Consider the following 23,352-nt stretch of genomic DNA (forward strand, 5'->3'; position numbering starts at 1 on the left):
GTGATGCGCAGGAACCAGGTTGCCGTCGTCGGTGCGGCCGAAACCACCGAACTCGGGGTCATCCCGAACATGTCGCAGATTCAGCTGCACGCGGACGCGGCGCTGAATGCGATCGCGGACGCCGGCCTGAAGCTGTCCGACATCGACGGCTTCGCCACCGCGGTCGAGACCCCGCAGCAGATGGCGCACTATCTCGGCATCACGCCGACCTGGGTCGACGGCACCTCGGTCGGCGGCTGCTCCTTCATGCTGCATGTCCGCCACGCCGCCGCCGCGATCGAGGCCGGCCTCTGCAACACCGTGCTGATCACCCATGCCGAGAGCGGCAAGTCGATGATCGGCAAGCAGCCCCGCTTCACCGCACCCGACAGCCTCAACGGCCAGTTTGAGTCGCCGTTCGGCGTCTACGGGCCGCCGAGCATGTTCCCGATTCCCGTGCTGCGTTTCATGAAGACGCACGGCATCACGCATGAGCAGCTGGCGATGGTCGCCGTCGTGCAGCGCGAATGGGCGGCGAAGAACCCGCGCGCGACCATGAAGGACCCGATCACGGTCGCCGACGTCCTGAACTCGCGGATGATCGCCTACCCGTTCCGGCTGTTGCAGTGCTGCCTCGTCACCGATGGCGGCGGCGCGCTGATCCTGACCTCGGCCGAGCGCGCCAAGGACTTCCCGCAAAAGCCGGTCTACATCCTCGGCACCGGCGAGAGCGTCGAAACACCGATGGTCAGCCAGATGAAGACGTTCGACTCGTCGCGCGCCTTCAAGGTGGCAGGCCCGCTCGCCTTCAAGGAGGCCGGCATCACCCACAAGGACGTCGATCATCTGATGATCTACGACGCCTTCGCGCATCTGCCGCTCTACGGCCTCGGCGACCTCGGCTTCATGCCCCATGAGGAAACCGGCAAGTTCATCGCCGACGGCAACACCCGCCCCGGCGGCAAGCTGCCGCTCAACACCAATGGCGGCGGCCTGAGCTACATGCACTCGGGGATGTACGGCATGTATGCGCTGCAGGAGAGCGTGCGGCAGATGCGCGGCATCGCGCCGGCGCAGGTGCCAAATGCGAAGATCTCGGTCTGCCACGGCGTCGGCGGCATGTTCGCCGCGTCGGGCACGATCATCTTTACGAACGAGAAGTAACACCCGTCGTTCCGGGGCGTGCGAAGCGCGAACCCGGAACCTCGAGATTCCGGGTTCGATGCTGACGCATCGCCCCGGAATGACGGACAGCAACAAGGAGAATCGACATGGCAAAATCACTGCAGGACAAAGTCATCATCGTCACCGGCGCGGGCCGCGGCATCGGCCGCGAGATAGCGCTGCTCTGCGCGGCGGAAGGCGCCAAGGTCGTGGTCAACGATCCCGGTGGCGCGGCCGACGGTGGCGGCTCGAGCGCAGCGGCCGCCGAGGAGGTGGTCGAGGAGATCAAGAAGCGCGGCGGCACGGCCGTTGCCAATTTCGAGTCGGTGGCGGAAGCCGTTCCCGCCAGCAAGATCGTGAAGACCGCGACCGATCATTTCGGCAGGCTCGACGGCGTCGTCAACAATGCCGGCATCCTGCGCGACATGATCTTCCACAAGATGAGCGTGGAAGCCTTCGAGGCCGTCATCAAGGTGCATCTGATGGGCTCGTTCTATGTCTCGCACGCCGCCGCGCGCATCTACCGCGAGCAGGAGTCGGGCTCGTTCGTGCACTTCACCTCGACCTCCGGCCTGATCGGCAATTACGGCCAGGCCAACTACGCCGCCGCCAAGCTTGGCATCGTCGGCCTGTCGAAGTCGATCGCGCTCGACATGGGCCGCTTCAACGTGCGCTCGAACTGCGTGTCGCCGTTCGCCTGGACCCGCATGATCGGCACCATCCCGACCGAGACCGATGCCGAGAAGGCGCGCGTCGAGAAGATCAAGCAGATGGGCCCGGAGAAGATCGCGCCGGTCTGCGCCTATCTGCTTTCGGACGCCGCCAAGGACGTCACCGGGCAGATCTTCGGCGTGCGCATGAACGAGATCTTCCTGTTCGGCCAGCATCGTCCGGTGCGCTCGGTGCATCGCGGCGAAGGCTGGACGCCGCAGACCATTGCCGAGCACGGCATGCCGGCGCTGAAGGGATCGTTCGCCAAGCTCGACCGCTCGGCCGATGTCTTCACCTGGGATCCGATCTGACAGTTATATGAAAAGTCGCCTCGGCGAATCCGTCGAGGCGGCGCTCTCTTTGGTTGTTTCTTTATAGCACGCCCGCATTGTGCCCGAATTGCCGGCGCATGATCGTCCTCCCGATAACAAAAAGCCTGGGAGGACTTTCGTGACAAATCCAAACAACACAGAGCAACACGAGAGCGACGGCGCGAAGGCGTTCGACCGTCGAGCCATCTTGCGCGGTGCAACCGCGCTTGTTGCAACTGCGATGGCTGCATCCGATGCCGCCGCGCGCGATTACGGCCGCAACGCGGAGCCGCAGCGTTATCCCGATCCGGACATCGTCGTGATCGACGACAAGCGCTTCAAGGCCAAGGTCGGCAACACCGCGATCAAGCGTCTGTACACCGGCTGCCTCTGGGCTGAAGGCCCGGCCTGGAACGCGCAGGGCCAGTATCTGGTGTGGAGCGACATCCCGGCCAACCGGCAGTTGCGCTATCTCGACGATGACGGCCACATCTCCGAGCAGTTCCACAAGCCGTCGAACGAGGCCAACGGCTCGACCTTCGATTTCGAGGGCCGCCAGATCACGGCCGAGCGCACGCGGCTGGTGCGGTACGAGCACGACGGAACCGTCACGTCGCTGGCCGAGCAGGCCAATGGCAAGCAGCTCAACGGACCGAACGACATGGTCGTCCATCCCAACGACAAGTCGATCTGGTTCACCGATCCCGGCTACGGCGCAGTCTCGATCTACGAGGGCCAGCGCGCCAACACCGGCTCGGTTCAGCCCTACCAGAAGGAAGCCGTCTACCGCATCGACGCTGCGACCGGCCAGATCACCAAGGTCGCCGACGAGCCATTCAAGCCGAACGGCATCGCCTTCAGCCACGACTACAAGAAGGTCTATGTCTGCGACACCGGCACCACGCACTATCCGAACGCCAAGAACATCGTGTGGCAGTACGACCTCAACGGCGACAAGCTCTCGAACCCTCGCACGCTGATCGACATGACGCTGGACGGCAAGTCGGGTTTCCCCGACGGCCTGCGCGTCGACATCGACGGCAACATCTGGGTCGGCGCCGGCTGGGTCGGACCGGGCTATGACGGCGTGCAGGTGTTCGCGCCCGACGGCGCGCGTATCGGCCAGATCCTGCTGCCGGAAACCTGCGCCAACCTCACCTTCGGCGGCAAGAAGCGCAACCGGCTGTTCATGACTGCGAGCCAGTCACTCTACGCGGTCTATGTGGAGACGAAGGGCGCGCACAACTGCTAAGCACTCGTCGTCCCGGCGCAGGTCGGCTTTCGCCGGGGCGACAATCAGCCGCTATTCCTTAACCCCGCCGAGATTCCGTTGATCGTGATCTGGATCCCGCGCAGTACCTGCTCGTCCGGGTTCTGCGCGCGATGCTCCTTCAGCAGCTCCACCTGCACGTGGTTGAGCGGATCGAGATAGGGAAAGCGGTTGCGGATTCCGCGCTCCAGCAGCGGGTTGCCCTGCAGCAGGCGGTCGTGACCCATGATGTCGAGCAGCGTCTCGATCGCGAGGTGCCACTCGCGGCGGATCTGACCGAAAATCTTCTCGCGTAACGCGACGTCAGGCACCAGCTCGGCGTAGCGCGAGGCGATCGCGATCGAGCTCTTCGCCAGCACCATGTCCATGTTGGAGAGCAGCGTGCGGAAGAACGGCCATTCCCTGTAGAGCTCCTGCAGGAACGGCATGCCCTGCTCGGAGTGCTCGGCGATCCAGGTCTCGACCGCGCTGCCGAAGCCATACCAGCCCGGCAGCATCAGCCGGCATTGCGCCCAGGAGAACACCCAGGGAATCGCGCGCAGGTCCTCGATCTCGCGGGTCTTCTTGCGCGAGGCCGGACGGCTGCCGATGTTCAAGGTCGCGATCTCGTTGATCACGGTCGAGCCCCAGAAGTAATCGGCGAACCCCGGGGTCTCGTAGACGAGCCCGCGATAGGCCTTGAAGGCGAGCGCGGAAATTTCCTCCATCGCCTTGAGATATTCGGGGCGTGGCGCGCTCTGCCGCGGTTGCAGCAGGCTGGTTTCCAGCGTGGCGGCGGCGAGGATTTCGAGGTTGCTGCGGCCGACCTCGGCATTGGAATATTTCGACGAGATGATCTCGCCCTGCTCGGTGATGCGGATCTGGCCGTTCACCGCGCCGCCGGGCTGCGCGATGATCGCGTCATAGCTCGGACCGCCGCCGCGGCCGACCGAGCCGCCGCGCCCATGGAACAGGCGCAGCCGCACGCCGTGCCGCTCGAACACCTCGACGAGGCCGATCTCGGCCTTGTAGAGTTCCCAGCCCGAGGTGACGAAGCCGCCGTCCTTGTTGCTGTCGGAATAGCCGAGCATCACCTCCTGCACGCTGCCGAGGCTGTCGACCAGCTTGCGATAGTCGTGCAGCACCAGCATGCGGTCCATGATGCCACTGGAGGCCTGCAGGTCCTCGATGGTCTCGAACAGCGGCACGATGTTGATGGCGCTGCGGCCGGACGGATTGACCAGCCCAACTTCCTTCAGCAGCACCGCGACCTCGAGCATGTCGGACATGCCCTTGCACATCGAGATGATGCATTGAGGGATCACCTCGTGGCCGAACCTGGCGTGCGCCTCGGCCGCGGCCCGGAACACATCGAGCTCGCTCTGGGTCTCCTCGGAATATTTGACGAAGGGCGAAGCCAGTGGCCGCGCGTTGCGCAATTCGCCAAGCAGCAGGCTGACGCGCGCATCCTCGCCGAGCGCCAGATAGGACATGCCGGGATTTGCGGTATCGAGCAGCTCGGCGATTGTGCGCTCATGCACCGCCGAGTTCTGGCGGATGTCGAGCCGCGCCAAATGGAAGCCGAAGCAATCCACCGCCCGCCGCAACTGCCGCAGCCGGCCGCGCGCGATCACGCCGGAATTGTTCGCGATCAGCGAGCGATTGAGCACGTCGAGATCAGCCTGGAACTCGCTGACGCTCGCATAGGGCTCGGCCTTGCCGACCGGCGGACGCGTAGTCTCGACCTCGAGCCGCATCGCGGTCGCCGCGAGCCGCGCATAGATGCCGGATACCGCCAGACGATAAGGCTCGCCGCTGCGATGCGGCGAGGTGTCGGGCGAGCGCTCGGCAAGGATCCGCAATTCGTCCGAGACGTCGGCGAGATGCGCCGCCAGCGACAGCTCGGCGCCAAGCGCGTGCAGCTCCTCGAGGTAGAAGCTGAGCACCCGGCTCGACTGCAGCCGCAGCGTGCCGCGCATCACCTCCGCGGTAACGAACGGATTGCCGTCGCGGTCGCCACCGATCCAGCTTCCCATCCGGAGGAACGAGGCGAGTTCGCCAGCCTCGCCGCCCTCCTTGTTCAGGCGGTCCTCCAGCGCGCAGTGCACGCGCGGGACTTCCTGCAGGAAGGTGTAATCGTAGAACGACAGGCCGTTGGCGACCTCGTCGAGCACGGTCAGCTTGGTCCGGCGCAGCAGGTTGGTCTGCCATAGCGTCACCACCGCGCGGCGCAGCTGCTCGTCGCTGGCTTCGCTCTCCTCAGGCGTCATCTGCAGCCGCTCGCGACGGTCGAGCAGCTCCGCGATCTCCATCTCGCGGTCCATCGTGCTCTTGCGGCGGACCTCGGTCGGATGCGCGGTCAGAACCGGGCTGACCAGCGCACTTTTGAAGAAGCTGCGCAGGTCGGCCGGGCTGATGCCGGCCTGGCGGGCATGCACCAGCGTCTGCTCCAGCGTGCTCGGCCGCGGCGCCCCGCTGGGGCCGCGGCTGCGCATCTGGCGGATGTTGTTCTGGTCCTCGGCAATGTTGGCGAGGTGGGAGAAATAGCTGAAGGCGCGGACGATCCGCAGCGTCTCGGCGATCGACATGCTGTCGAGGATGCCTTCCAGCTCCCGCCGCGCCAGCTTGTCCTCGTCGCGATGGAACCGGACCGAGGTCTGGCGGATGCGCTCGACCAGGTCGAACACGTCGGCCCCCTCCTGGTCGCGCACGGTGTCGCCCAGCACGCGCCCCAGCAGCCGGATATCGTTCCGGAGCCGTGCATCCTCCTCTTGCGCTGCCTTCTCTGCGGCACTCCTGGCACCGAGGTCGGTCTCGGAAAGCATAGTCTGGGGTGACATGGCGGGCTACTCCAGAGGCTGCCGGGTTCCTTCGGAGTGTGCGCTTTTTTTGCCGCAGCGCAAGATGAACTTGGAAGCGGTGCACACTCGGCCGTCGTCCCGGCCTGGCGCGCGATTGCGTGCAGGGGCCGGGACGTCAGTGGGTGCGGCCTAAATCCTCCGTCCCGCCCGCTCCCAAAATGGATCGCGCAGCCGACGCTTGAAGATTTTCCCGGAATCCTCGCGCGGCAGGTTGGACTGGATCTCGATGTGCTTGGGCACCTTGTAGTCGGCCAGTGCGGTCTTGAGCTGGGCGCGGACTGAGGCGATGTCGAGCGTGACGCCGGGCTGCGGTTCGACTACCGCCATCAGCGCCTCACCGAACTCGGCGTCGGGAATGCCGAACACCGCACAATCGTGCACGCCGGGCACCGCATGCAGCACCGCCTCGATCTCGGCCGGATAGATGTTGACGCCGCCTGATATCACCATGTCGCGCTTGCGGTCGCAAATGAAGACGTAGCCGTCGGCGTCGATATAGCCGACGTCGCCCGAGGTGATGAATCCCTGCCGGTCGATCTCGGCGCGCTTCTCGGACTTGTTGTGATAGGTGAAATCGGGATTGCCCGCGATCCGCGAATAGATCTCGCCGATCTGGCCCGGCGCCACCTCCTTGCCGTCGTCGCCGATGAAGCGAAGCTCGGCGCCGGGCGCGATCTTGCCGACCGTGCCGGGCTTCTTCAGCGCGTCCTCGGAATTGGCGAACGTCACCGCACCTGACTCGGTCGAGCCGTAGAATTCGTAGATCACCGGCCCCCACCATTCGATCATGGCGCGCTTGACGTCGGGCGGACACGGCGCAGCGGCATGGATGATGTGGCGCAGCGACGACATGTCGTATTTCCGGCGAACCTCCTCCGGCAGCTTCATCAGGCGGATGAACATCGTCGGCACCATGAAGATGGTGTCGATCCTCTCCCGCTCGATCAGCGCCAGGAATTCCTCCGCGTCGAAGCGGGGCATCAGTACCAGCGCGCCGCCGAGCCTGCCCGAGCGCAGCCCGAAGGAATTCGGCGCCGAATGGTAGAGCGGCCCCGGCAGGATCGCGCGCGCCCCCGGCTTCAAGCCATAGATCATCTGGCGCATCGCTTCCGCATTGGCGGTCTGCTCCGGCGTCGGCGCGAAGCGGCGTACGCCCTTCGGATGGCCCGTGGTGCCTGAGGTGTAGATCATGTTCTGCGGCTGCGGCACCACAGGGCCGTCATAGCGCGGGAACTGCGCCAGCCAGGATTCGAAATCGATCGCGAAGTCGGGCGCCGCGAGATGATCAGGATTGATCTTGTAGTGGCTAAGGATTTCCGGCGGCGTCGGCACGCTGAGCACGGTGACATCATCAGGGATCGCGCCGCGCAGCGCATGCAGCATGTCGGCATGGCCGATCAGCACGCGCGTGCCGGAATCCGTCAGCACGTAGTTGATCTCCTCCGGCTTGAAGTGCCAGTTGATCGGCACGCCGTAGGCGCCGAGCCGCATCGCGGCGTAGGCCGCCTCGATGAACGCGATGTCGTTGCGCATCAGCATGCAGACGCTGTCGCCCGGCTTGACGCCGAGCTGGTTCAGGCCGCTGGCGATACGCTCGGTGCGCTCGGCGACCGCTGCGTGATCGCGGCGGCGATCGCCAGAGATGATGCCGAGGAACGGTTGGGTCGTTTCGCTCATTTTTTTCTTGTTCTTCGCTTGTCGGTTAGCAACGTTGATTGACTCCGTCATGACCGGAACATTCGCGCACGCGGTTCGCGCGCTTGCCCCGGCCATGACCGTAACGGCGGCTACCCCACGTCCGCAAACCTTGGCGCGCGCTTCTCCAGATTGGCGCGCACGGATTCGGTCTGGTTCGGGCTGCCGAGCAACTTCTGCTGCTCAACGGACTCCGCAAGCAGCGCAGGGCCCGGATCGACCGACAGATTGTTCAGCATGCGCTTGGCGGCACGGATCGCATCCGGGCTCTTGCCGGCGATCTCGCGCGCGAGTTCGAGCGCCGCCGCGCGCGGATCGTCACAGACGCGAGTGGCGAGGCCATAGCTTTGGGCCTCCTGCGCCGAGAAGATGCGGCCGGTATAGGTCAGCTCGCGCAGGATATCGTCGCGCACCAGGCTTGCCAGGATCGGCGTACCGGCCATGTCGGGGACCAGGCCCCATTTGATCTCCATGATCGACATCCGCGCGTCCGGCGACAGGAAGCGCATGTCGGCGCCGAGCGCGAGCTGGAAGCCGCCGCCGAACGCAACGCCATGGACCGCGGCGATCACGGGCACCGGAAGCTGCCGCCAGCCCCAGACCGCCTGTTGCGGGAAATTGGCCTTGCCATGGGTGCGGATCGTGAGATCGCGCTTCTCGCCGCCCGGCACCCCGTTACCGCCGTCCTTCATCGCGGCGAAACGGCCCATGTCGAGGCCGGCGCAGAAAGCACGGCCCTCGCCGGAGAGCACAACCACCCGCACACCTTTTTCCTTGGAAAGACGGTCGGTTGCGGCCACCAGCGCCTCGAACATCGCGGCATCGAGCGCGTTCATCTTGTCCGCCCGCACCAGGCGGACATCGGCGATACCGTCCGAAATCGATATCGAAACGCGATCTTCCATTGAAATCTCCTCCGCTTTTCCTCGTTGGCGCTTTACACAAAGGCCGTTGTCCGCTTTTAGTCAATCGACCAATTAACTGACAACCCCCGTGGAGGAAACGATGTTCACCAATCAGCTTCTCGCCGGGCGGCGCATTCTGGTCACCGGAGGCGGCACCGGCCTCGGCAAGTCGATGGCCGCGCGGTTCCTGCAGCTCGGCGCCGAGGTCCATATCTGCGGCCGCCGCAAGAGCGTCTGCGACGAGACCGCCACCGAGCTGATGGCCGAGCATGGCGGACGCGTCGTCAGCCACGGTGTCGATATCCGCAACGCGATGGCGGTCGACGAGATGATCGAGTCGATCTGGACTACCAGCGGTCCCCTCACCGATCTCATCAACAACGCCGCCGGCAACTTCATCTCGCGCTCCGAAGAGCTGTCGCCACGCGGCTTCGACGCGGTCGCCAACATCGTGATGCACGGCACCTTCTACGTGACGCATGCGGTGGGCCGGCGCTGGATCGCCGGCGGCCATCGCGGCAATGTGGTGTCGATCACCGTGACCTGGGTGCGCAACGGCTCGCCCTACGTGGTGCCATCGGCGATGAGCAAGTCGGCGATCCATGCCATGACGATGTCGCTCGCGATCGAATGGGGCCGCCACGGCATCCGCCTCAACACCATCGCGCCGGGCGAGATCCCGACCGAGGGCATGAGCAAGCGCATCAAGCCCGGCGACGAGGCTGGCGCCCGGACCAAGGCGATGAACCCGATGGGCCGCGTCGGCACCATGGAGGAGTTGCAGAACCTCGCGGTGTTCCTGATCTCCGGCGGCTGTGACTGGATCAACGGCGAAACCATCGCCATGGACGGCGCCCAGGCGCTGGCGATGGGCGGCAATTTCTACCAGCTGCGCGACTGGAGCGACGACGACTGGACCAAGGCGCGCGAGTCGATCAAGGCGCAGAACGAGAAAGATCGCGCGGCGCGGGGCTGAGGAACGCGCGCCTGCCGCAATCACCGCCGTCGTCCTAAGCCAGGACGACGATATTGAAGTGATGTGCGCACTTCCCCCATATTGTTTTTCCCGCGCGATGCCGCCACACTCCGCGCAACCAAAACAAGACGTCACGGGGGAAGCAATGTCCGACACGCCGAAACTGAGCAACCTTGCCGATATGGTGCGCGACCGCGCCAAGGGCCGCGGCGCTGCGCTGGCCTATGAGTTCGAGGGCCGGCAGACCTCCTTCGCCGAATTCGACACCAACACCAACCGCGTCGCCAACGCGCTGATCGCGATGGGCATCAGGAAGGGCGAGCGCATCGCCTATCTCGGCAAGAACAGCGACTTCTATTTCGAATTGCTGATGGGCGCGATGAAGGCCGGCGTGGTGATGGCGCCCGTGAACTGGCGCCTCGCAGGCCCCGAGGTCGCCTTCATCGTCGACGACTGCAGGGCGCCCGTGCTGTTCGTGGGCCCCGAATTCATCACGCAGGCGCGCAACATCCGCGACAAGTTGCCCAGCGTTCGCACCATCATCACCACCGAGGGCGGCGCGCCGGAATGGCCGGACTATCTCGCCTGGCGCGACGCGCAGAGCGGCGCAGACCCGCGGGTTGCGATCGAGCCGAAGGACATCGCGATCCAGCTTTACACCTCGGGCACCACCGGCAAGCCGAAGGGCGCGATGCTCTCGCACGCCAATTTCCTCAACTTGGTGCAGAGCGGCAACGAAGCCGAGAAACCGGAATGGAACCGGTGGACCACCGACGACGTCTCGCTGGTCGCGATGCCGATCTTCCACATCGGCGGCTCCGGCTGGGGCGTGATGGGGCTCTATCACGGCGCCCGCGGCGTCATCGCGCGCGAGTTCGATCCGACCAAGGTGCTCGACTTCTTCGAGCAGTCCGGCATCACAAAACTGTTCATGGTGCCGGCGGCGATGCAGTTCGTGGTGCGGCAGCCGCGCGCGCGGCAGGTCGACTTCTCCCGCCTGAAGTACATGCTGTACGGCGCCTCCCCGATCCCGGCCGCGCTGCTGAAGGAGTGCATCGAGGTCTTCAAATGCGGCTTCGTGCAGATGTACGGCATGACCGAGACCACCGGCACCATCGTCGCGCTGCCGCCGGAGGATCACATCGAGGGCCTCGACCGCATGCGCTCCGCCGGCAAGGCATTGCCCGGCATCGAGCTTGCGATCCTCGATCCGGACGGCAAGCCGCTGCCACCAGGCGAGGTCGGCGAGATCGCCACCCGCTCCGGCTCCAACATGGCCGGCTACTGGAACCTGCCCGAAGCCACCGCACGCACCATCGATAGCGACGGCTGGCTGCGCACCGGCGATGCCGGCTACATGGACCGCGACGGCTACCTCTACATCCACGACCGCATCAAGGACATGATCATCTCCGGCGGCGAGAACATCTACCCGGCCGAAGTCGAGAGCGCGCTGTGCGATCACCCCGACGTGGCGGAAGCCGCAGTGATCGGCATCCCCGACGACAAATGGGGTGAGGCTGTCAAGGCCGTGGTGGTGATGAAGCCGGGCAAGAGCGCGACCGCGACCGACATCATCAACTTCACCCGTGAGCGGATCGCCGGCTACAAGACGCCGAAATCGGTCGACTTCATTCCCGCACTGCCGCGCAATCCCTCGGGCAAGATTCTGCGGCGGACCTTGCGTGAGCCGTATTGGGCGGGCAAGGACCGGCAGGTGAACTAATCCGTCATTGCGAGGAGCGAAGCGACGAAGCAATCCATCACTCCGCAAGCGGCAGCAAGGATTGCTTCGCTTCGCTCGCAATGACGGAACGACAGTCCGCACCTATTGCTTCATCTTCTCCCGCAGCACTCGCCAGCGCGCCTGCGCCTCCTCCGGCCAGACCTCGTTCCGATCGTAATACTCGACGAACGCTTTTGCGCCCGGCGGCAACGTCACCCAGGGCTGCTTCGTCGACGTGAAGATGTGGACGTCGGGCGGGCACCGGCCCGGATCATCCAGCGTGCCGACGCGGACGAAGCGCACCGCCGCGCCCGAACCCGGATAATTGCTCCAGACCGCGACCTTGCAGCGCGGGCAGCGGGCGATCTTCTGGCCCTTGCCGCTCGCCGAGGGCGTGTCAACAATCTCCGGCTCGGCCGCGATGTGCTCGACCCGCTCGGCCTCGTACATCGCGTTGAGCGCGTGCACGGTGCCGGTCTCGCGCTGGCACCAGGTGCAGTGGCAGGCATGCACGATCAGCGGCCCGCCGGTGAGGCGATAACGGACGTTTCTGCAAGTGCATCCACCTTCCATGTCGTACCGCCTCCTTCACCCACGCTTTAGTGCTTTCCCGCTCCCATGTAGCCGAACAGGAAGCCGGCTACCTTGCGCTTCTGGATCTCCTCGCTGCCTTCGGTGATGCGATAGCGGCGGTGGTGGCGGTAGATGTGCTCGAACGGCTTGTGGCGCGAATAGCCCATGCCGCCATGCACCTGCATCGCGCGGTCGGCGGCCTCGCAGCACAGCCGGTTTGCCCAGAAATTGCACATCGAGACCCGGTCCGACAGCGTGTGCTCGACCTGCGCCTGGGTCAGCTGATCCATCTCCCACGCAGTCTTGCGGATCAGCAGCCGCAGCATCTCGGCCTGGGTCGCGAGCTCGACCAGCGGCCACTGGATCGCCTGGTTCTCGGCCAGCGCCTTGCCGAACGGTTTTCGCTCGCGCGCGTATTTCACGCTCTCATTGATGCAATACACCGCAGCGCCGAGCGAGCTCGCCGCCTGGCGGATGCGGTTCTCGTGGACAAAGCATTGCGCCAGCGACAGGCCGCGACCGACCTCGCCGAACTGCGCATCCTCGGGCACGAACACGTCAGTGAAGCTGACCCGCGGATGATCGGTCGGCATGTTGAAGGTCCACATGTATTCCTCGACCTTCACGCCCGCCGAGTTCGCCGGCACCAGGAAGCAGCTGATGCCCCGGGCGTCGCCGTCATTGCCTGACGTGCGGGCAAACAGCGCGCAGTGGGTTGCGACATGCATGCCTGTGGTCCACATCTTCTCGCCGTTGATGATCCAGCCCTTGACGTTGTCGCGCGTGGCTGGCACCGCCCTGGTTTCCATATGCGTGGCGTCGGAACCATGCTCGGGCTCGGTCAGGCCGAACGTGATGCGGTACTTGCCGGTGATCGAGCCGTCGATCATCGCCTTCTGCTCGTCGGTACCATAGCGGTCGAGCATGGTCACGATCGGCAAATTGCCGACGATCGAGTGCTCATTCTGCAGATCGTTGTGCAGGCCGAGACCCTTTGAGGCAAAATGTTCGCGGATCACGGCCATCCAGAGATTGGAGCCGTCCTTGCCGCCATAACGCTTCGGGATCGCGAAACGCAGATGGCCTGCGGCGTCGGCGAGGTTCTTGACCTTGCGCAGCAGGAGCTCCCACTCACGGCGCGGCAGGCCGCCTTTGTCGAAATCGGTGCGCGCCCATTCGCGGCGATGATCGAAGAAGCGGATGTTGTCGTCAGCCTCTTCAAGCGGCTTGATCTCGCGTTCGATGAATTGGTCGAGCTCGGCGAGATAGGCTGTCAGGTCAGCCGGCAGATTGAAATCCAAGGCGGTCACTCCCGAAGAACTTGTTGATTCTGGTTTTGCGTTTAGGCGCTATCGCGCAGCCGCGTTCGGATCGATTAAGGTGAGAAGCAGGCCGCCAAGTCAAGCAGGGCGGTGAGGCTTGCGCGCGCGGTGGCGTTGCGTAATTGGATGGCGCGGAACGAAGCGCAGGCGCTAGGATAGTGGCCATATTCTTCGCTGCAGAAAATCAACGGGAGCAAACATGGATCTGAAATTCTCCAAGGTGACGCGCAAGGGTCCCATCACCATCGTGACGCTGTCGCGGCCCGAGGTTTACAACGCGCTGCATATCGACGCGCATTTCGAGCTCAACAAGGTGTTCGACGACTTCTCGGCCGATCCCGAGCAGTGGGTCGCGATCGTCACCGGCGCCGGCGACAAGGCGTTCTGCGCCGGCAACGACCTGAAATGGCAGGCCGCGGGCGGCAAGCGCGGCTGGGACAAGGGCGGCTTCGCCGGCCTGACCACCCGCTTCGACTGCGACAAGCCGATCATCGCCGCCGTCAACGGCGTCGCGATGGGCGGCGGCTTCGAGGTCGCGCTGGCCTGCGACCTGATCATCGCCTCGGAGAATGCGACCTTCGCTTTGCCCGAACCGCGCGTCGGCCTCGCCGCGCTCGCCGGCGGCCTGCAGCGGCTGCCGCGCCAGATCGGGCTGAAACGCGCCATGGGCATGATCCTGACCGCGCGTCATGTCAGCGCCAAGGAAGGCCTCGAGCTCGGCTTCGTCAACGAGGTGGTGCCGCAGGGCGAGGCGCTGGCTGCCGCCGAGCGCTGGGCCGAAACCATCGCCAAGAACTCGCCGATGTCGATCCGCGCTTCGAAGCAGGCGATCCAGAAAGGCCTCGAAGTCTCGCTCGAGCAGGCGCTGGCCGAGCAGCGCGAGTATCCGGCGGTGAAGGCGATGGCCGCCTCGCAGGATTACATCGAGGGCCCGAAGGCATTTTCGGAGAAGCGCCCGCCGAAATGGCTGGGGCGGTAGCGCCTTCGCCATTGCGAGCGAAGCGAAGCAATCCATCGCACAGCTTGCGGAGATATGGATTGCTTCGTCGCTTCGCTCCTCGCAACGACGACGGCACACCCTACTTCGTCCCCAACTCCCTCTTGTAGGACGCGTAGTTCGGCTGATCGACCGCGAGCTTGTCCATCGTGGTCTGCCAGAGATGCTCCGGCAGACCCGGCGTTGTCAGATCGACCTCGCCGCTCGCGATCTTTTCCGACAGCGCGCGGTTGAGCTCCATCAGCGTGCCATCGGCACCGAGCAGCGCCTTGAGCCGCGCGGCCTCGGTCGTATCACCGGCTTGGGCAAGCGCGAGTTGCCGCGTCACCAGATCGAGCGCGTTGATGCCGACGCGCAGCTTGAAGCCGTTGTGGCCCTTGATCGCGGGCGCGATCTCGTTACGCAGGAAATCGGCGACGGCCTTGATCAGTTCGGTGGGTGTCGGTTCGTCCTGCATGGTCATTTTCCCCGCGGAGCTAGCAACCGCAGCAGATCGATCTCGGTCTCCGAGGCGCGCCGCCCGATCATCGCGCGCTCCATCGAATGATCCGGCCCGAGGCGGAAGCGCTGCATCATCCCGCAGCACATCACGCCCCAGCGTAGCGTTCCCATCACTTCCCAGAACATCACGCGGTCGGGGTCGACCTTGCGGCCGGCCTCCGCGTAGCCCGCGAACAAATCCTCGCGCGTGCCGAAGCCACCGACCGGCTTGTCGATCTCGCCGAAGCGCCACGAATTGACGCAGATCCAGCCGAGATCCTCCATCGGATCGCCGGTATGCGCGAGCTCCCAGTCGAGCACTGCGCGCACCCCGTCGGGACCGATAATCAGATTGCCGTGGCGGAAATCGCCATGCACCAGCGTCACCTCCGAGGACGGACCGGGATCGTGATCGCGCAGCCAGCGCAGCGCCAATTCGAACACCGGGCGCGGCCAGTTGAAGCTCTGATACTCGCGGGCGAGATCCTCGATCTCCTTGGTCGCCGTCAGGCTGCGCAGTTGCGGCAGTTTTGCCTGCGGCAGGCCATGAATGCCGGCGATGACGCGACCGAGCTGGCGCGCCAGCATCGGCCGCGCCTTGGCAAATTCCTCGTCACGCAAAATTTTCCGCGCGATAGTCTCGCCTTCGACCCGCGCCATGATGAAGCCGCGGCCAAGGCCGTCTTCCGGCGTCAAGACATGCATCACCTTCGGCGACGGCAGGCCCGCGTCATGCGCGAGCTGCATCAACGTGGCCTCGGCATCGAGGCCGGCGGCGCGGCCTGGCGCCGCACCGTAGCCCGGCGGCGCCCGGCGCAGGATCGCACCGACATTGCCGCTCGGGTGCACGATGTCGAACGTCCAGGTCTCCTGGCTGGCGCCGCCGGAGAGCTTGGCGGCGCCGGTGACGCCGGTCGCGCCAGGATGAAACGAGGCGACGCAGCGGGTGAGTTCGGGCTCGATCATTTGCCCGTGAACTTCGCCGGCCGCTTCTCGAGGAACGCGGTGACGCCTTCCTTGAAATCCTCGGCACGGCCCGCGATCCGCTGCGACTCGAATTCCAGATTGAGCTGATCCTCGAGGGTGTTTTCCGGGCTGTCCCAATAGAGCTTGCGGATCAGCGACAGCGCCACCGTCGGCCCGTTGGCGAGATCGTGCGCGAGCTTCATGGTCTCCTCCATCAGCGCGCCGTCGTCATAAACGCGGTTGACGAGACCCCATTCCAGCGCCTTCTCGGCTGGCAGCCGCTCGCCGAGCAGCGACAGCTCGACCGAACGCGCCTTGCCGATCAGCCGCGGCAGCAGCCAGGTCGAGCCGCAATCCGGCACCAGGCCGATGCGGCGGAACGCCTGCAGGAAATACGACGAGCGCGCGCACAGGATGAGGTCGCCCATCAATGCGAAGCTCATGCCGGCGCCGGCGGCCGGACCGTTCACCGCCGTCACGATCGGACAGTGCAGCTTACGCAATCGGCGCAGGAACGGGTGGAATGCGGTCTCCAGTGCCGCACCGGCGTTGCTCTTGCCGGGCTTCTGCTGCTGGTTGCGACCCTGCAGATTGGCGCCGGTGCAGAAGGCGCGGCCCGCGCCCGTGATCACCAAGCAGCGCACCTCGTCGCGCTTGTCGTCGATCGCATCGAGCGCCTCGGCAAGGCCGCCCAGCATGTCGATCGAGACCGCGTTCATGACTTCCTGATGGTCGAGCTTGAGGATCGCGACCGATCCGTCGAAGTCGAGCGTGACGTGCTTGAACTGCATGATTTCCTCTTTGCGTTGCCTCGGCGGTTGGTACCGCGGTAGGTCGATGGGTCCACCCATGTTTGGACCCATATTTGATTTTTGTGCCGGGCTTGTCCATGGTCGGCGTCAAGCCCATCCGTGAACGCGTGATTAGCGCGCAGCAAACCAAATGGAAACCCCAATGAGTGGCATCTTCGATCTCACCGGCCGCGTCGCTGTCATCACCGGCGGCAATGGCGGCATCGGCCTCGGCATCGCGCAGGCGCTCAACGCCGCCGGCTGCAACGTCGCGATCTGGGGCCGCAACGCGGAAAAAAACGCCAACGCCGCGGCCTCGATGAAGGCCGGACCCGGCAAGGTCGCAACCCAATTCTGCGACGTCAGCGATCCCGGCTCGGTCAAAACCGCGATGAAGGCGACGCTCGACACCTTCGGCCGCGTCGACGGCTGCTTTGCCAATGCCGGCATCGGCGGTGGCGGACGCCGCTCCTTCATCGACCGCACCGAGGAGGAATGGCGCAAGATGTTCGCGACCAATCTCGACGGCGTGTTTCACGTATTCCAGGCTGCGGCACGCCACATGACCGAGCGCTCCGAAGCCGGCGACAAGTTCGGCCGGCTGGTCGCGACTTCGAGCCTCGCCTCGCTGTTCGGCACCGCGCGCAACGAGCACTATGCCGGCACCAAGGCGGCGCTGAATGCGCTGTGCCGCGCACTCGGCGTCGAACTCGCCCGCCACGGCGTCACCGCGAACGCGATCCTGCCCGGCTGGATCAAGAGCGACATGACAGCAGGCATCATGGCCAACGACAAGTTCGTCGCCAACGTGATGCCCCGCATCCCGGTGCGCCGTTTCGGCGAGCCGAGCGACTTCGGCGGCATCGCGGTGTATCTCATGAGCAAGGCGTCGTCCTATCATACGGCGGACTGCTTCGTGATCGACGGCGGGTACACAGCGTTCTGAGGCGCAGCGACCGCTACACTCCCTGCCGTCGTCCGGCGAGTGTGTTGCGTGGTCTGTGCGTCATACATCCACGCGACGCCGCGTCGCTTCCGTCGCGACAGAACTGCTGCTAGCGTTCGCGCTGTAAGGACGCACAAAGCGGCTTTCAACAAGCAGGGAGGATATTTCAGATGTTTTCACACGTGATGGTTGGCACCAACGATCTGGACAAGGCCAAGGCGTTCTATGACGCGCTGCTTGGCACGCTCGATGTCCGGCCGGCCCGGGTCGACGGTCACCGCATCATGTATTTGACCAAGGCCGGCATTTTCATGGTTTCCAAGCCGATCAACGGCGAGCCGGCAACGCACGCCAATGGCGGCACGATCGGCTTTGCCTGCTCGTCGCCGGAGCAGGTCGAGGCCTGGCACGCGGCCGGCGTCGCCAATGGCGGCAAGCCCTGCGAGGACCCGCCGGGCGTGCGCGAGGGAGGCGGCATCAAGCTCTACCTCGCCTATTTGCGCGACCTCGACGGCAACAAGATCTGCGCGATGCATCGGATGACATGACCGGTATCGGCCGGGACCTGTCACACTGTCGGCGGCGGCGTTCAAACAACGTTTGAAACGCCGTCGCCAAATTCCGCGATGCGGTAGAGATGTCGGGAAAATCGGTGCTCGCGCTTCGCGCCGCACGCGTCTATTGTCCGCCGCGAAACGCGCCTTCGCGAGGGAGAAAAGTCAATGAAGCATGCCTATGTGCCGCGCACCACGAACTACACGCTCAACCCGGGCGACGAGCTCAATGACCTCCGGATGTCGGACAAGGTCCGCCCGCTCTACGATCATGTGAAGCAGTTCATCCGCGACACCGTCGACCCGATGTCGGTCGAGTTCTATCGCGCCGGCGAGAAGAAGACCAACCGGTGGAGCTTCACGGACGAGCAGCTCGCGATCCTGCAGAAGGCCAAGGACAAGGCGAAGGAAGTCGGTCTCTGGAACTTCTTCCTGCCCGACGCCGAAACCGGCGAAGGCCTCAACAACCTCGACTACGCCTACATCGCCGCCGAGCTCGGCAAGAGCCCGCTGGCTTCCGAGACGATGAATTGCTCGGCGCCGGACACCGGCAACATGGAAGTGCTGGAGCGCGTCGGCACCAAGGCGCAGAAGGAAAAATGGCTCAAGCCGCTGCTCAACGGCGAGATTCGTTCGGCCTATGCGATGACCGAGCCGAACGTCGCCTCCTCCGACGCCAAGAACATCTCGACCACGGCAAAGCTGGTCGGCGACGAGTGGGTGATCAACGGCGAGAAGTATTACATCTCCGGTGCCGGCGATCCGCGCTGCAAGATCATGATCGTGATGGTGAAGACCAATCCCGACGCGGCGCCGAGCAAGCAGCAGTCGCAGATCCTGGTGCCGATCGACACCCCCGGTGTCGAGATCCTCGGCCCGATGCACGTGTTCGGCCACGACCATGCGCCGCGCGGCCACATGCATCTGCGCTTCAACAATTGCAAGGTGCCGAAGGAGAACATGCTGCTCGGCGAAGGCCGCGGCTTCGAGATCTCGCAGGTCCGCCTCGGACCGGGCCGCATCCATCACTGCATGCGCACCATCGGCAAGGCCGAGAAGGCGCTCGACATGATGGTGCAGCGTGGCCTGACCCGCGAAGCGTTCGGCAAGAAGATCGCCCATCTCGGCGGCAACATGCAGATCATCGCTCAGGCGCGCTGTGAGATCGAGGCGATGCGGCTGATGGTGCTGAAGGCCGCCAAGGCGATGGACGTGCTCGGCAACAAGGAAGCCCGGGTCTGGGTCTCGATGGTCAAGGCCATGGTTCCCGAGCGCGCCTGCAAGGTGATCGACCAGGCGATCCAGATGCACGGCGCCACCGGCATCTCGCAGTGGTCCCCGCTTGGCGAAATGTACCAGGACGTCCGCCATCTGCGCTTCGCCGACGGTCCGGACGAGGTGCACTGGATGGTGGTCGGCCGCCACGAGCTGAGCATGCCGTAGTTTCAACTCCTCCCTCTCCCCGCTTTTTGCGGGGAGAGGGCTAAGGTGACGGGCGCACGGCCAAAATATCGAAAACAACCCCATGCACAGTAGCCGGCGGCGCGCCGGCATTCGACATGGCAGCTTGACTTGTCGGGCAAATCAGCGGCATAATTCTATTATTCGGAAGTTATCGTAAGGCGGGTTGGCGCAAGCGTAACCCGCCTTTTACTTTGCGGCCCGTGAGCGGCGGGTTACGCTTCGCTACCCACCCACCAGAATTCCGGACAACCGCATGGAATACGCACCAAGCGACCTCACCCAGCGCGAATGCTACAAGGTGCTGACCTCCTTCGTGCTGCCGCGGCCGATCGCCTGGGTGACGAGCCTCGGCGCGGATGGCGTGGTCAATGCGGCGCCGTTCTCGTTCTTCAACGTGTTCTGCGAGGACCCACCGCTCTGCATGTTCGCGGTCAACCGCAGGCCCGACGGCCGCGAGAAGGACACGCTGGTCAATATCCAGCGCTTGGGCGAGTTCGTTGTCAATCTTACCGACGAGCCATTGGCGCGCGCGATGCACGAGACCTCGGGCGACTTCCCGCCCGAGATCGGCGAGCCCGACTATCTCGGCCTCAAGCTCGCGCCCGCGCGCAAGATCGCGGTGCCCCGGCTCGCCGACGCGCCGTTCGCGATGGAATGCAAGACCTGGAAGCTGATCGACGTCAATGGCGACCGCCAGCTGGTCATGGGCGAAGGCATTCACTTCCACATCCGCGACGAATTGTGGGACCGTGATGCGATGCGCGTCCACATGGAGCGTTACCATCCGATCGGCCGCATGTTTGCGGATCGCTACTGCCGCACCGACGACCGCGTGGTGTTTCCCGCGGCCGAGGGCGCAAAGAGGAAATAAGACAAGACAATGAGCGAAGCATTCCGCGACAACCCGGCACAGAGCCGGTTCGAACTCTCGGTCGATGGCGCAACCGCCTTCGTGGTCTACCGCAAGACGCCGGATACCATCACGCTGGTTCACACCGAGGTGCCGCCGGAGCTCGGCGGGCGCGGCATCGGCTCCAAGCTCGCCCGCGCCACGCTGGATGCGGTGCGCGGGCAGAACATCAAGCTCATCGTGAAGTGCGAGTTCATCCAGGGCTTCATGAAGAAGCATCCGGAGTACAACGATCTGCTGGGATAGGCGTGGGGCGGGTTAGCGAAGCGTAACCCGCCGATCTTTGTGAGGGCACACGCTGGCGGATTACGCCTTCCGCCTTCGCTCGTTGAGCTACGGCGGACGTGGTCGGCTAATCCGCCCTACGCAGCTACGACGCCGCCTGCTCGCCGATCTTGTCCTGCGTCCTGGTCTCGAAATCGCTGGCGTCATGGCGCTCGTGGAGCTGGCTCGACGGCTCGCCCCAGGTGCGATTGACCATGCGGCCGCGCTTCACCGCGGGTCGTGCCGCGATCGCATCGGTCCAGCGCTGCACGTTCTTGTAGTCCTGCACCGAGAGGAATTCGCCGCCGCCGTAGAGCAGGCCCTTGGCGAGGCTGCCGTACCACGGCCACACCGCCATGTCGGCGATGGTGTAGACGTCGCCGGCGAGATATTCGTTGTCGGCGAGCCTGCGGTCGAGCACGTCGAGCTGGCGCTTGACCTCCATTGCGAAGCGATCGATGGCATATTCGATCTTGGTCGGCGCATAGGCATAGAAATGTCCGAAGCCGCCGCCGAGATAGGGCGCTGAGCCCATTTGCCAGAACAGCCAGGAGAAGGTTTCGGCGCGGGTCTTGACGTCGGTCGGCAGGAACGCGCCGAACTTTTCCGCGAGGTACACCAGGATCGAACCCGATTCGAACACCCGGATCGGCTCCTTCCCGCTGCGGTCCATCAGCGCCGGAATCTTGGAATTCGGATTGACCGCGACGAAGCCGCTACCGAACTGGTTGCCGTCGATCTTGATCAGCCAGGCATCGTACTCCGCGCCCTTGTGGCCCGCCGCCAGCAGCTCTTCCAGCATCACGGTGACCTTGACGCCGTTCGGCGTCGCCAGCGAGTAGAGTTGCAGCGGATGACGACCGACCGGCAGCTCCTTGTCATGGGTCGGACCGGCAATCGGCCGGTTGATGCTGGCGAAGCGCCCGCCGCTCTCCTTGTTCCAGGTCCAGACTTTCGGCGGCTCGTAGGCAGGGGTGTCAGTCACGTCGTTGGCTCCCGGTTCATGTTCTTCCAAGGTGGCGCGGCGGCCGCCGGGCCCATCCCCATGTCCGCACTAGATGGTGCGCACGCTCGGCTTTGCCCACCCCGCCGGATCGCATTTTCTACCTTGCGGAATGCACTGAGAGCGATGCAGCCAGGCAGCGCCTGCACGCAAGATCGCCGTTGCCGAAACCCGCTTGGCTTCGCTGACCGCGATGCGCTAGCGTTGCAGGGGCTGATGCCAACAAGCACAAGAAGCAGCCGCCGGGAGAAAACCAGTCCATGAAATCACCGATCTGCGACATGTTGGGAATTGAATTCCCCCTGCTCGCTTTCAGCCATTGCCGCGACGTGGTGGCGGCGGTCAGCCGCGCCGGCGGCTTCGGCGTATTCGGCGCGACCCGGTATCTGCCGGAGACGCTGGAGCAGGAACTGAAATGGATCGACGATCACGTCGACGGCAAGCCCTACGGCATCGACGTGCTGATCCCCGAGAACATCTCGACCGCGGGTGAAAAGAACGTCACCTGGAAGAGCCTGGAGAAGCGCGTCTCCCAGGAGCATCGCGATTTCACCCGCAATCTCCTGAAGAAATACAACATCGAGCTCACGACGCAGAGCGTCGCCGACAACCAGCCGCAGCCGTTCGATGCCGAGACCGCGCTGCAATTGCTCGAGGTCTCCTTCCGCCATCCGATCCGGCTGATCGCCAACGCGCTCGGCGTGCCGCCGAAGGCGATGATCGAGATGGGTCGCAAGCACGGCGTGCCGGTGGCGGCGCTGGTCGGCTCCAAGGAACACGCGTTGCGCCAGGTCGCGGCCGGTGTCGACATCCTCGTCGCGCAAGGCACCGAGGCCGGCGGCCATTGCGGCGAAGTCTCGACCATGGTGCTGGTGCCCGAGGTGATCAAGGCGGTCAAAAAGATCCGCGACGTACCGGTGCTCGCCGCCGGCGGCATCATGACCGGCAGCCAGATGGCAGCCTGCATGGCGATGGGCGCGGCCGGCGCCTGGACCGGCTCGGTGTGGCTTGCGACCGTGGAGTCGGAGACCTCGGAGATATTCCGCGAGAAGATGATCGCGGCCTCCTCGCGCGACGCGATCCGCTCGAAGGGCCGCACCGGCAAGCCGGCGCGGCAGCTCCGCTCGGTCTGGACCGACGCCTGGGACCGCTCGCCGGACAGCCCCGGCGCGCTGCCGATGCCGCTGCAAAGCATCATCAGCCGCGATGCCTTCAACGCCATCGACCGCGCCGCTGAGGCCGGCAACGAGAAGGCGCGCGACCTGGTCAGCTATTTCGTCGGCCAGGGTGTCGGCCTGGTCGACAGCGTCAAATCGGCAGGCGCCGTGGTGCAGGAATTCAAGGAAGATTTCGTCGAGGCCGTCGAGCACATGAACGCGCTGGTGGCGGAGTGATCGAATACGTGGACCTCCCCGTCCTTGCGAGGAGCAAAGCGACGAAGCAATCCGCCTATGCCCGTGTGGAGATGTGGATTGCTTCGCTTCGCTCGCAATGACGCCTAGAAC

Annotated in this window: 21 protein-coding genes; 12 read left to right on the plus strand and 9 right to left on the minus strand. The window is 64.7% G+C overall.

Going from position 1 to position 23,352, the window contains the following annotated elements; genetic code table 11:
* Positions 1 to 3: 3 nt before the first annotated feature.
* The 3 genes from ACVISU_RS07570 (at position 4) to ACVISU_RS07580 (ending at position 3,417) form a co-directional block, all read left to right on the plus strand.
* Positions 4 to 1,143: a thiolase C-terminal domain-containing protein gene (locus tag ACVISU_RS07570; RefSeq protein WP_050406753.1), complete on the plus strand. Its 1,140-nt coding sequence runs from the start codon at positions 4 to 6 to the stop codon at positions 1,141 to 1,143.
* A 107-nt stretch (positions 1,144 to 1,250) separates the two neighbouring features.
* Positions 1,251 to 2,165, plus strand: a complete 915-nt coding sequence (locus ACVISU_RS07575; RefSeq protein WP_456706503.1) for an SDR family oxidoreductase — start codon at positions 1,251 to 1,253, stop codon at positions 2,163 to 2,165.
* Positions 2,166 to 2,304: 139 nt separating this feature from the next.
* Entirely contained in the window at positions 2,305 to 3,417 is a 1,113-nt protein-coding gene (locus tag ACVISU_RS07580; protein ID WP_456706504.1) for an SMP-30/gluconolactonase/LRE family protein, read from the plus strand.
* Between the two features lie 44 nt (positions 3,418 to 3,461).
* Here the strand turns inward: ACVISU_RS07580 and ppc are convergent, their stop codons facing one another.
* The 3 genes from ppc to ACVISU_RS07595 form a co-directional block, all read right to left on the minus strand.
* Positions 3,462 to 6,254, minus strand: a complete 2,793-nt coding sequence (ppc, locus tag ACVISU_RS07585; protein ID WP_456706505.1) for a phosphoenolpyruvate carboxylase — start codon at positions 6,252 to 6,254, stop codon at positions 3,462 to 3,464.
* Positions 6,255 to 6,404: 150 nt separating this feature from the next.
* The gene (locus ACVISU_RS07590; RefSeq protein ID WP_456706506.1) at positions 6,405 to 7,952 is read right to left on the minus strand and encodes an acyl-CoA synthetase; all 1,548 of its coding nucleotides are present in this window, start codon (positions 7,950 to 7,952) and stop codon (positions 6,405 to 6,407) included.
* A gap of 110 nt (positions 7,953 to 8,062) precedes the next feature.
* Entirely contained in the window at positions 8,063 to 8,875 is an 813-nt protein-coding gene (locus tag ACVISU_RS07595) for a crotonase/enoyl-CoA hydratase family protein (RefSeq protein ID WP_050406757.1), read from the minus strand.
* Between the two features lie 100 nt (positions 8,876 to 8,975).
* Between ACVISU_RS07595 and ACVISU_RS07600 the strand changes: the two genes are divergently transcribed.
* Together ACVISU_RS07600 and ACVISU_RS07605 are read left to right on the plus strand one after the other, a co-directional pair.
* Positions 8,976 to 9,851, plus strand: coding sequence for an SDR family oxidoreductase (locus tag ACVISU_RS07600; RefSeq protein ID WP_050406795.1), 876 nt, complete (start codon positions 8,976 to 8,978; stop codon positions 9,849 to 9,851).
* Positions 9,852 to 9,996: 145 nt separating this feature from the next.
* Complete coding sequence (locus ACVISU_RS07605) at positions 9,997 to 11,577, plus strand: fatty acid--CoA ligase (RefSeq protein ID WP_456706507.1); 1,581 nt, start codon at positions 9,997 to 9,999, stop codon at positions 11,575 to 11,577.
* A 102-nt stretch (positions 11,578 to 11,679) separates the two neighbouring features.
* Here ACVISU_RS07605 and ACVISU_RS07610 read toward each other — a convergent pair whose 3' ends face one another.
* Together ACVISU_RS07610 and ACVISU_RS07615 are read right to left on the minus strand one after the other, a co-directional pair.
* Positions 11,680 to 12,150: a GFA family protein gene (locus ACVISU_RS07610; RefSeq protein ID WP_050406759.1), complete on the minus strand. Its 471-nt coding sequence runs from the start codon at positions 12,148 to 12,150 to the stop codon at positions 11,680 to 11,682.
* 26 nt (positions 12,151 to 12,176) lie between these two features.
* Positions 12,177 to 13,451: an acyl-CoA dehydrogenase family protein gene (locus tag ACVISU_RS07615; RefSeq protein WP_063695243.1), complete on the minus strand. Its 1,275-nt coding sequence runs from the start codon at positions 13,449 to 13,451 to the stop codon at positions 12,177 to 12,179.
* Positions 13,452 to 13,671: 220 nt separating this feature from the next.
* On the opposite strand from ACVISU_RS07615, the gene ACVISU_RS07620 reads away from it, so the two are divergent.
* Complete coding sequence (locus ACVISU_RS07620) at positions 13,672 to 14,451, plus strand: enoyl-CoA hydratase-related protein (protein WP_050406760.1); 780 nt, start codon at positions 13,672 to 13,674, stop codon at positions 14,449 to 14,451.
* A 100-nt stretch (positions 14,452 to 14,551) separates the two neighbouring features.
* On the opposite strand, the gene ACVISU_RS07625 is transcribed toward ACVISU_RS07620, so the two are convergent.
* The 3 genes from ACVISU_RS07625 to ACVISU_RS07635 are packed head-to-tail and all read right to left on the minus strand — an operon-like array spanning position 14,552 to position 16,706.
* The gene (locus tag ACVISU_RS07625; protein WP_050406761.1) at positions 14,552 to 14,926 is read right to left on the minus strand and encodes a DUF6285 domain-containing protein; all 375 of its coding nucleotides are present in this window, start codon (positions 14,924 to 14,926) and stop codon (positions 14,552 to 14,554) included.
* Positions 14,927 to 14,928: 2 nt separating this feature from the next.
* A complete protein-coding gene (locus ACVISU_RS07630; protein ID WP_456706508.1) occupies positions 14,929 to 15,915 on the minus strand; it encodes a phosphotransferase family protein in 987 nt (328 codons plus the stop codon).
* Entirely contained in the window at positions 15,912 to 16,706 is a 795-nt protein-coding gene (locus tag ACVISU_RS07635; protein ID WP_212311161.1) for an enoyl-CoA hydratase/isomerase, read from the minus strand. Before ACVISU_RS07635 ends, ACVISU_RS07630 begins: the two co-directional genes overlap by 4 nt.
* Positions 16,707 to 16,869: 163 nt before the next feature.
* On the opposite strand from ACVISU_RS07635, the gene ACVISU_RS07640 reads away from it, so the two are divergent.
* The 5 genes from ACVISU_RS07640 (at position 16,870) to ACVISU_RS07660 (ending at position 20,826) form a co-directional block, all read left to right on the plus strand.
* A complete protein-coding gene (locus tag ACVISU_RS07640) occupies positions 16,870 to 17,652 on the plus strand; it encodes an SDR family NAD(P)-dependent oxidoreductase (RefSeq protein ID WP_050406764.1) in 783 nt (260 codons plus the stop codon).
* 170 nt (positions 17,653 to 17,822) lie between these two features.
* The gene (locus ACVISU_RS07645; RefSeq protein WP_050406765.1) at positions 17,823 to 18,200 is read left to right on the plus strand and encodes a VOC family protein; all 378 of its coding nucleotides are present in this window, start codon (positions 17,823 to 17,825) and stop codon (positions 18,198 to 18,200) included.
* Between the two features lie 174 nt (positions 18,201 to 18,374).
* Positions 18,375 to 19,649 carry an acyl-CoA dehydrogenase family protein gene (locus ACVISU_RS07650; protein WP_018270539.1) on the plus strand — a complete coding sequence of 425 codons (1,275 nt, stop codon included), beginning with the start codon at positions 18,375 to 18,377 and terminating at the stop codon, positions 19,647 to 19,649.
* A gap of 274 nt (positions 19,650 to 19,923) precedes the next feature.
* A complete protein-coding gene (locus ACVISU_RS07655; protein WP_050406767.1) occupies positions 19,924 to 20,541 on the plus strand; it encodes a flavin reductase family protein in 618 nt (205 codons plus the stop codon).
* Between the two features lie 9 nt (positions 20,542 to 20,550).
* Positions 20,551 to 20,826: a GNAT family N-acetyltransferase gene (locus ACVISU_RS07660; protein ID WP_456706509.1), complete on the plus strand. Its 276-nt coding sequence runs from the start codon at positions 20,551 to 20,553 to the stop codon at positions 20,824 to 20,826.
* Positions 20,827 to 20,950: 124 nt separating this feature from the next.
* Here the strand turns inward: ACVISU_RS07660 and yghU are convergent, their stop codons facing one another.
* The gene (gene yghU, locus ACVISU_RS07665; RefSeq protein ID WP_050406797.1) at positions 20,951 to 21,829 is read right to left on the minus strand and encodes a glutathione-dependent disulfide-bond oxidoreductase; all 879 of its coding nucleotides are present in this window, start codon (positions 21,827 to 21,829) and stop codon (positions 20,951 to 20,953) included.
* A 278-nt stretch (positions 21,830 to 22,107) separates the two neighbouring features.
* On the opposite strand from yghU, the gene ACVISU_RS07670 reads away from it, so the two are divergent.
* Entirely contained in the window at positions 22,108 to 23,241 is a 1,134-nt protein-coding gene (locus tag ACVISU_RS07670) for a nitronate monooxygenase (protein ID WP_050406769.1), read from the plus strand.
* Positions 23,242 to 23,352: the final 111 nt, after the last annotated feature.

The organism is Bradyrhizobium sp. USDA 4452 (assembly GCF_054063575.1).

Bases quoted from the DNA above. Each gene is read 5' to 3' on its own strand.
- ACVISU_RS07570 (WP_050406753.1), top strand. From the start codon at position 4: ATGCGCAGGAACCAGGTTGCCGTCGTCGGTGCGGCCGAAACCACCGAA.
- ACVISU_RS07575 (WP_456706503.1), top strand. From the start codon at position 1,251: ATGGCAAAATCACTGCAGGACAAAGTCATCATCGTCACCGGCGCGGGC.
- ppc (WP_456706505.1), bottom strand. From the start codon at position 6,254: ATGTCACCCCAGACTATGCTTTCCGAGACCGACCTCGGTGCCAGGAGT.
- ACVISU_RS07590 (WP_456706506.1), bottom strand. From the start codon at position 7,952: ATGAGCGAAACGACCCAACCGTTCCTCGGCATCATCTCTGGCGATCGC.
- ACVISU_RS07595 (WP_050406757.1), bottom strand. From the start codon at position 8,875: ATGGAAGATCGCGTTTCGATATCGATTTCGGACGGTATCGCCGATGTC.
- ACVISU_RS07600 (WP_050406795.1), top strand. From the start codon at position 8,976: ATGTTCACCAATCAGCTTCTCGCCGGGCGGCGCATTCTGGTCACCGGA.
- ACVISU_RS07605 (WP_456706507.1), top strand. From the start codon at position 9,997: ATGTCCGACACGCCGAAACTGAGCAACCTTGCCGATATGGTGCGCGAC.
- ACVISU_RS07610 (WP_050406759.1), bottom strand. From the start codon at position 12,150: ATGGAAGGTGGATGCACTTGCAGAAACGTCCGTTATCGCCTCACCGGC.
- ACVISU_RS07620 (WP_050406760.1), top strand. From the start codon at position 13,672: ATGGATCTGAAATTCTCCAAGGTGACGCGCAAGGGTCCCATCACCATC.
- ACVISU_RS07625 (WP_050406761.1), bottom strand. From the start codon at position 14,926: ATGCAGGACGAACCGACACCCACCGAACTGATCAAGGCCGTCGCCGAT.
- ACVISU_RS07630 (WP_456706508.1), bottom strand. From the start codon at position 15,915: ATGATCGAGCCCGAACTCACCCGCTGCGTCGCCTCGTTTCATCCTGGC.
- ACVISU_RS07635 (WP_212311161.1), bottom strand. From the start codon at position 16,706: ATGCAGTTCAAGCACGTCACGCTCGACTTCGACGGATCGGTCGCGATC.
- ACVISU_RS07640 (WP_050406764.1), top strand. From the start codon at position 16,870: ATGAGTGGCATCTTCGATCTCACCGGCCGCGTCGCTGTCATCACCGGC.
- ACVISU_RS07645 (WP_050406765.1), top strand. From the start codon at position 17,823: ATGTTTTCACACGTGATGGTTGGCACCAACGATCTGGACAAGGCCAAG.
- ACVISU_RS07650 (WP_018270539.1), top strand. From the start codon at position 18,375: ATGAAGCATGCCTATGTGCCGCGCACCACGAACTACACGCTCAACCCG.
- ACVISU_RS07655 (WP_050406767.1), top strand. From the start codon at position 19,924: ATGGAATACGCACCAAGCGACCTCACCCAGCGCGAATGCTACAAGGTG.
- ACVISU_RS07660 (WP_456706509.1), top strand. From the start codon at position 20,551: ATGAGCGAAGCATTCCGCGACAACCCGGCACAGAGCCGGTTCGAACTC.
- ACVISU_RS07670 (WP_050406769.1), top strand. From the start codon at position 22,108: ATGAAATCACCGATCTGCGACATGTTGGGAATTGAATTCCCCCTGCTC.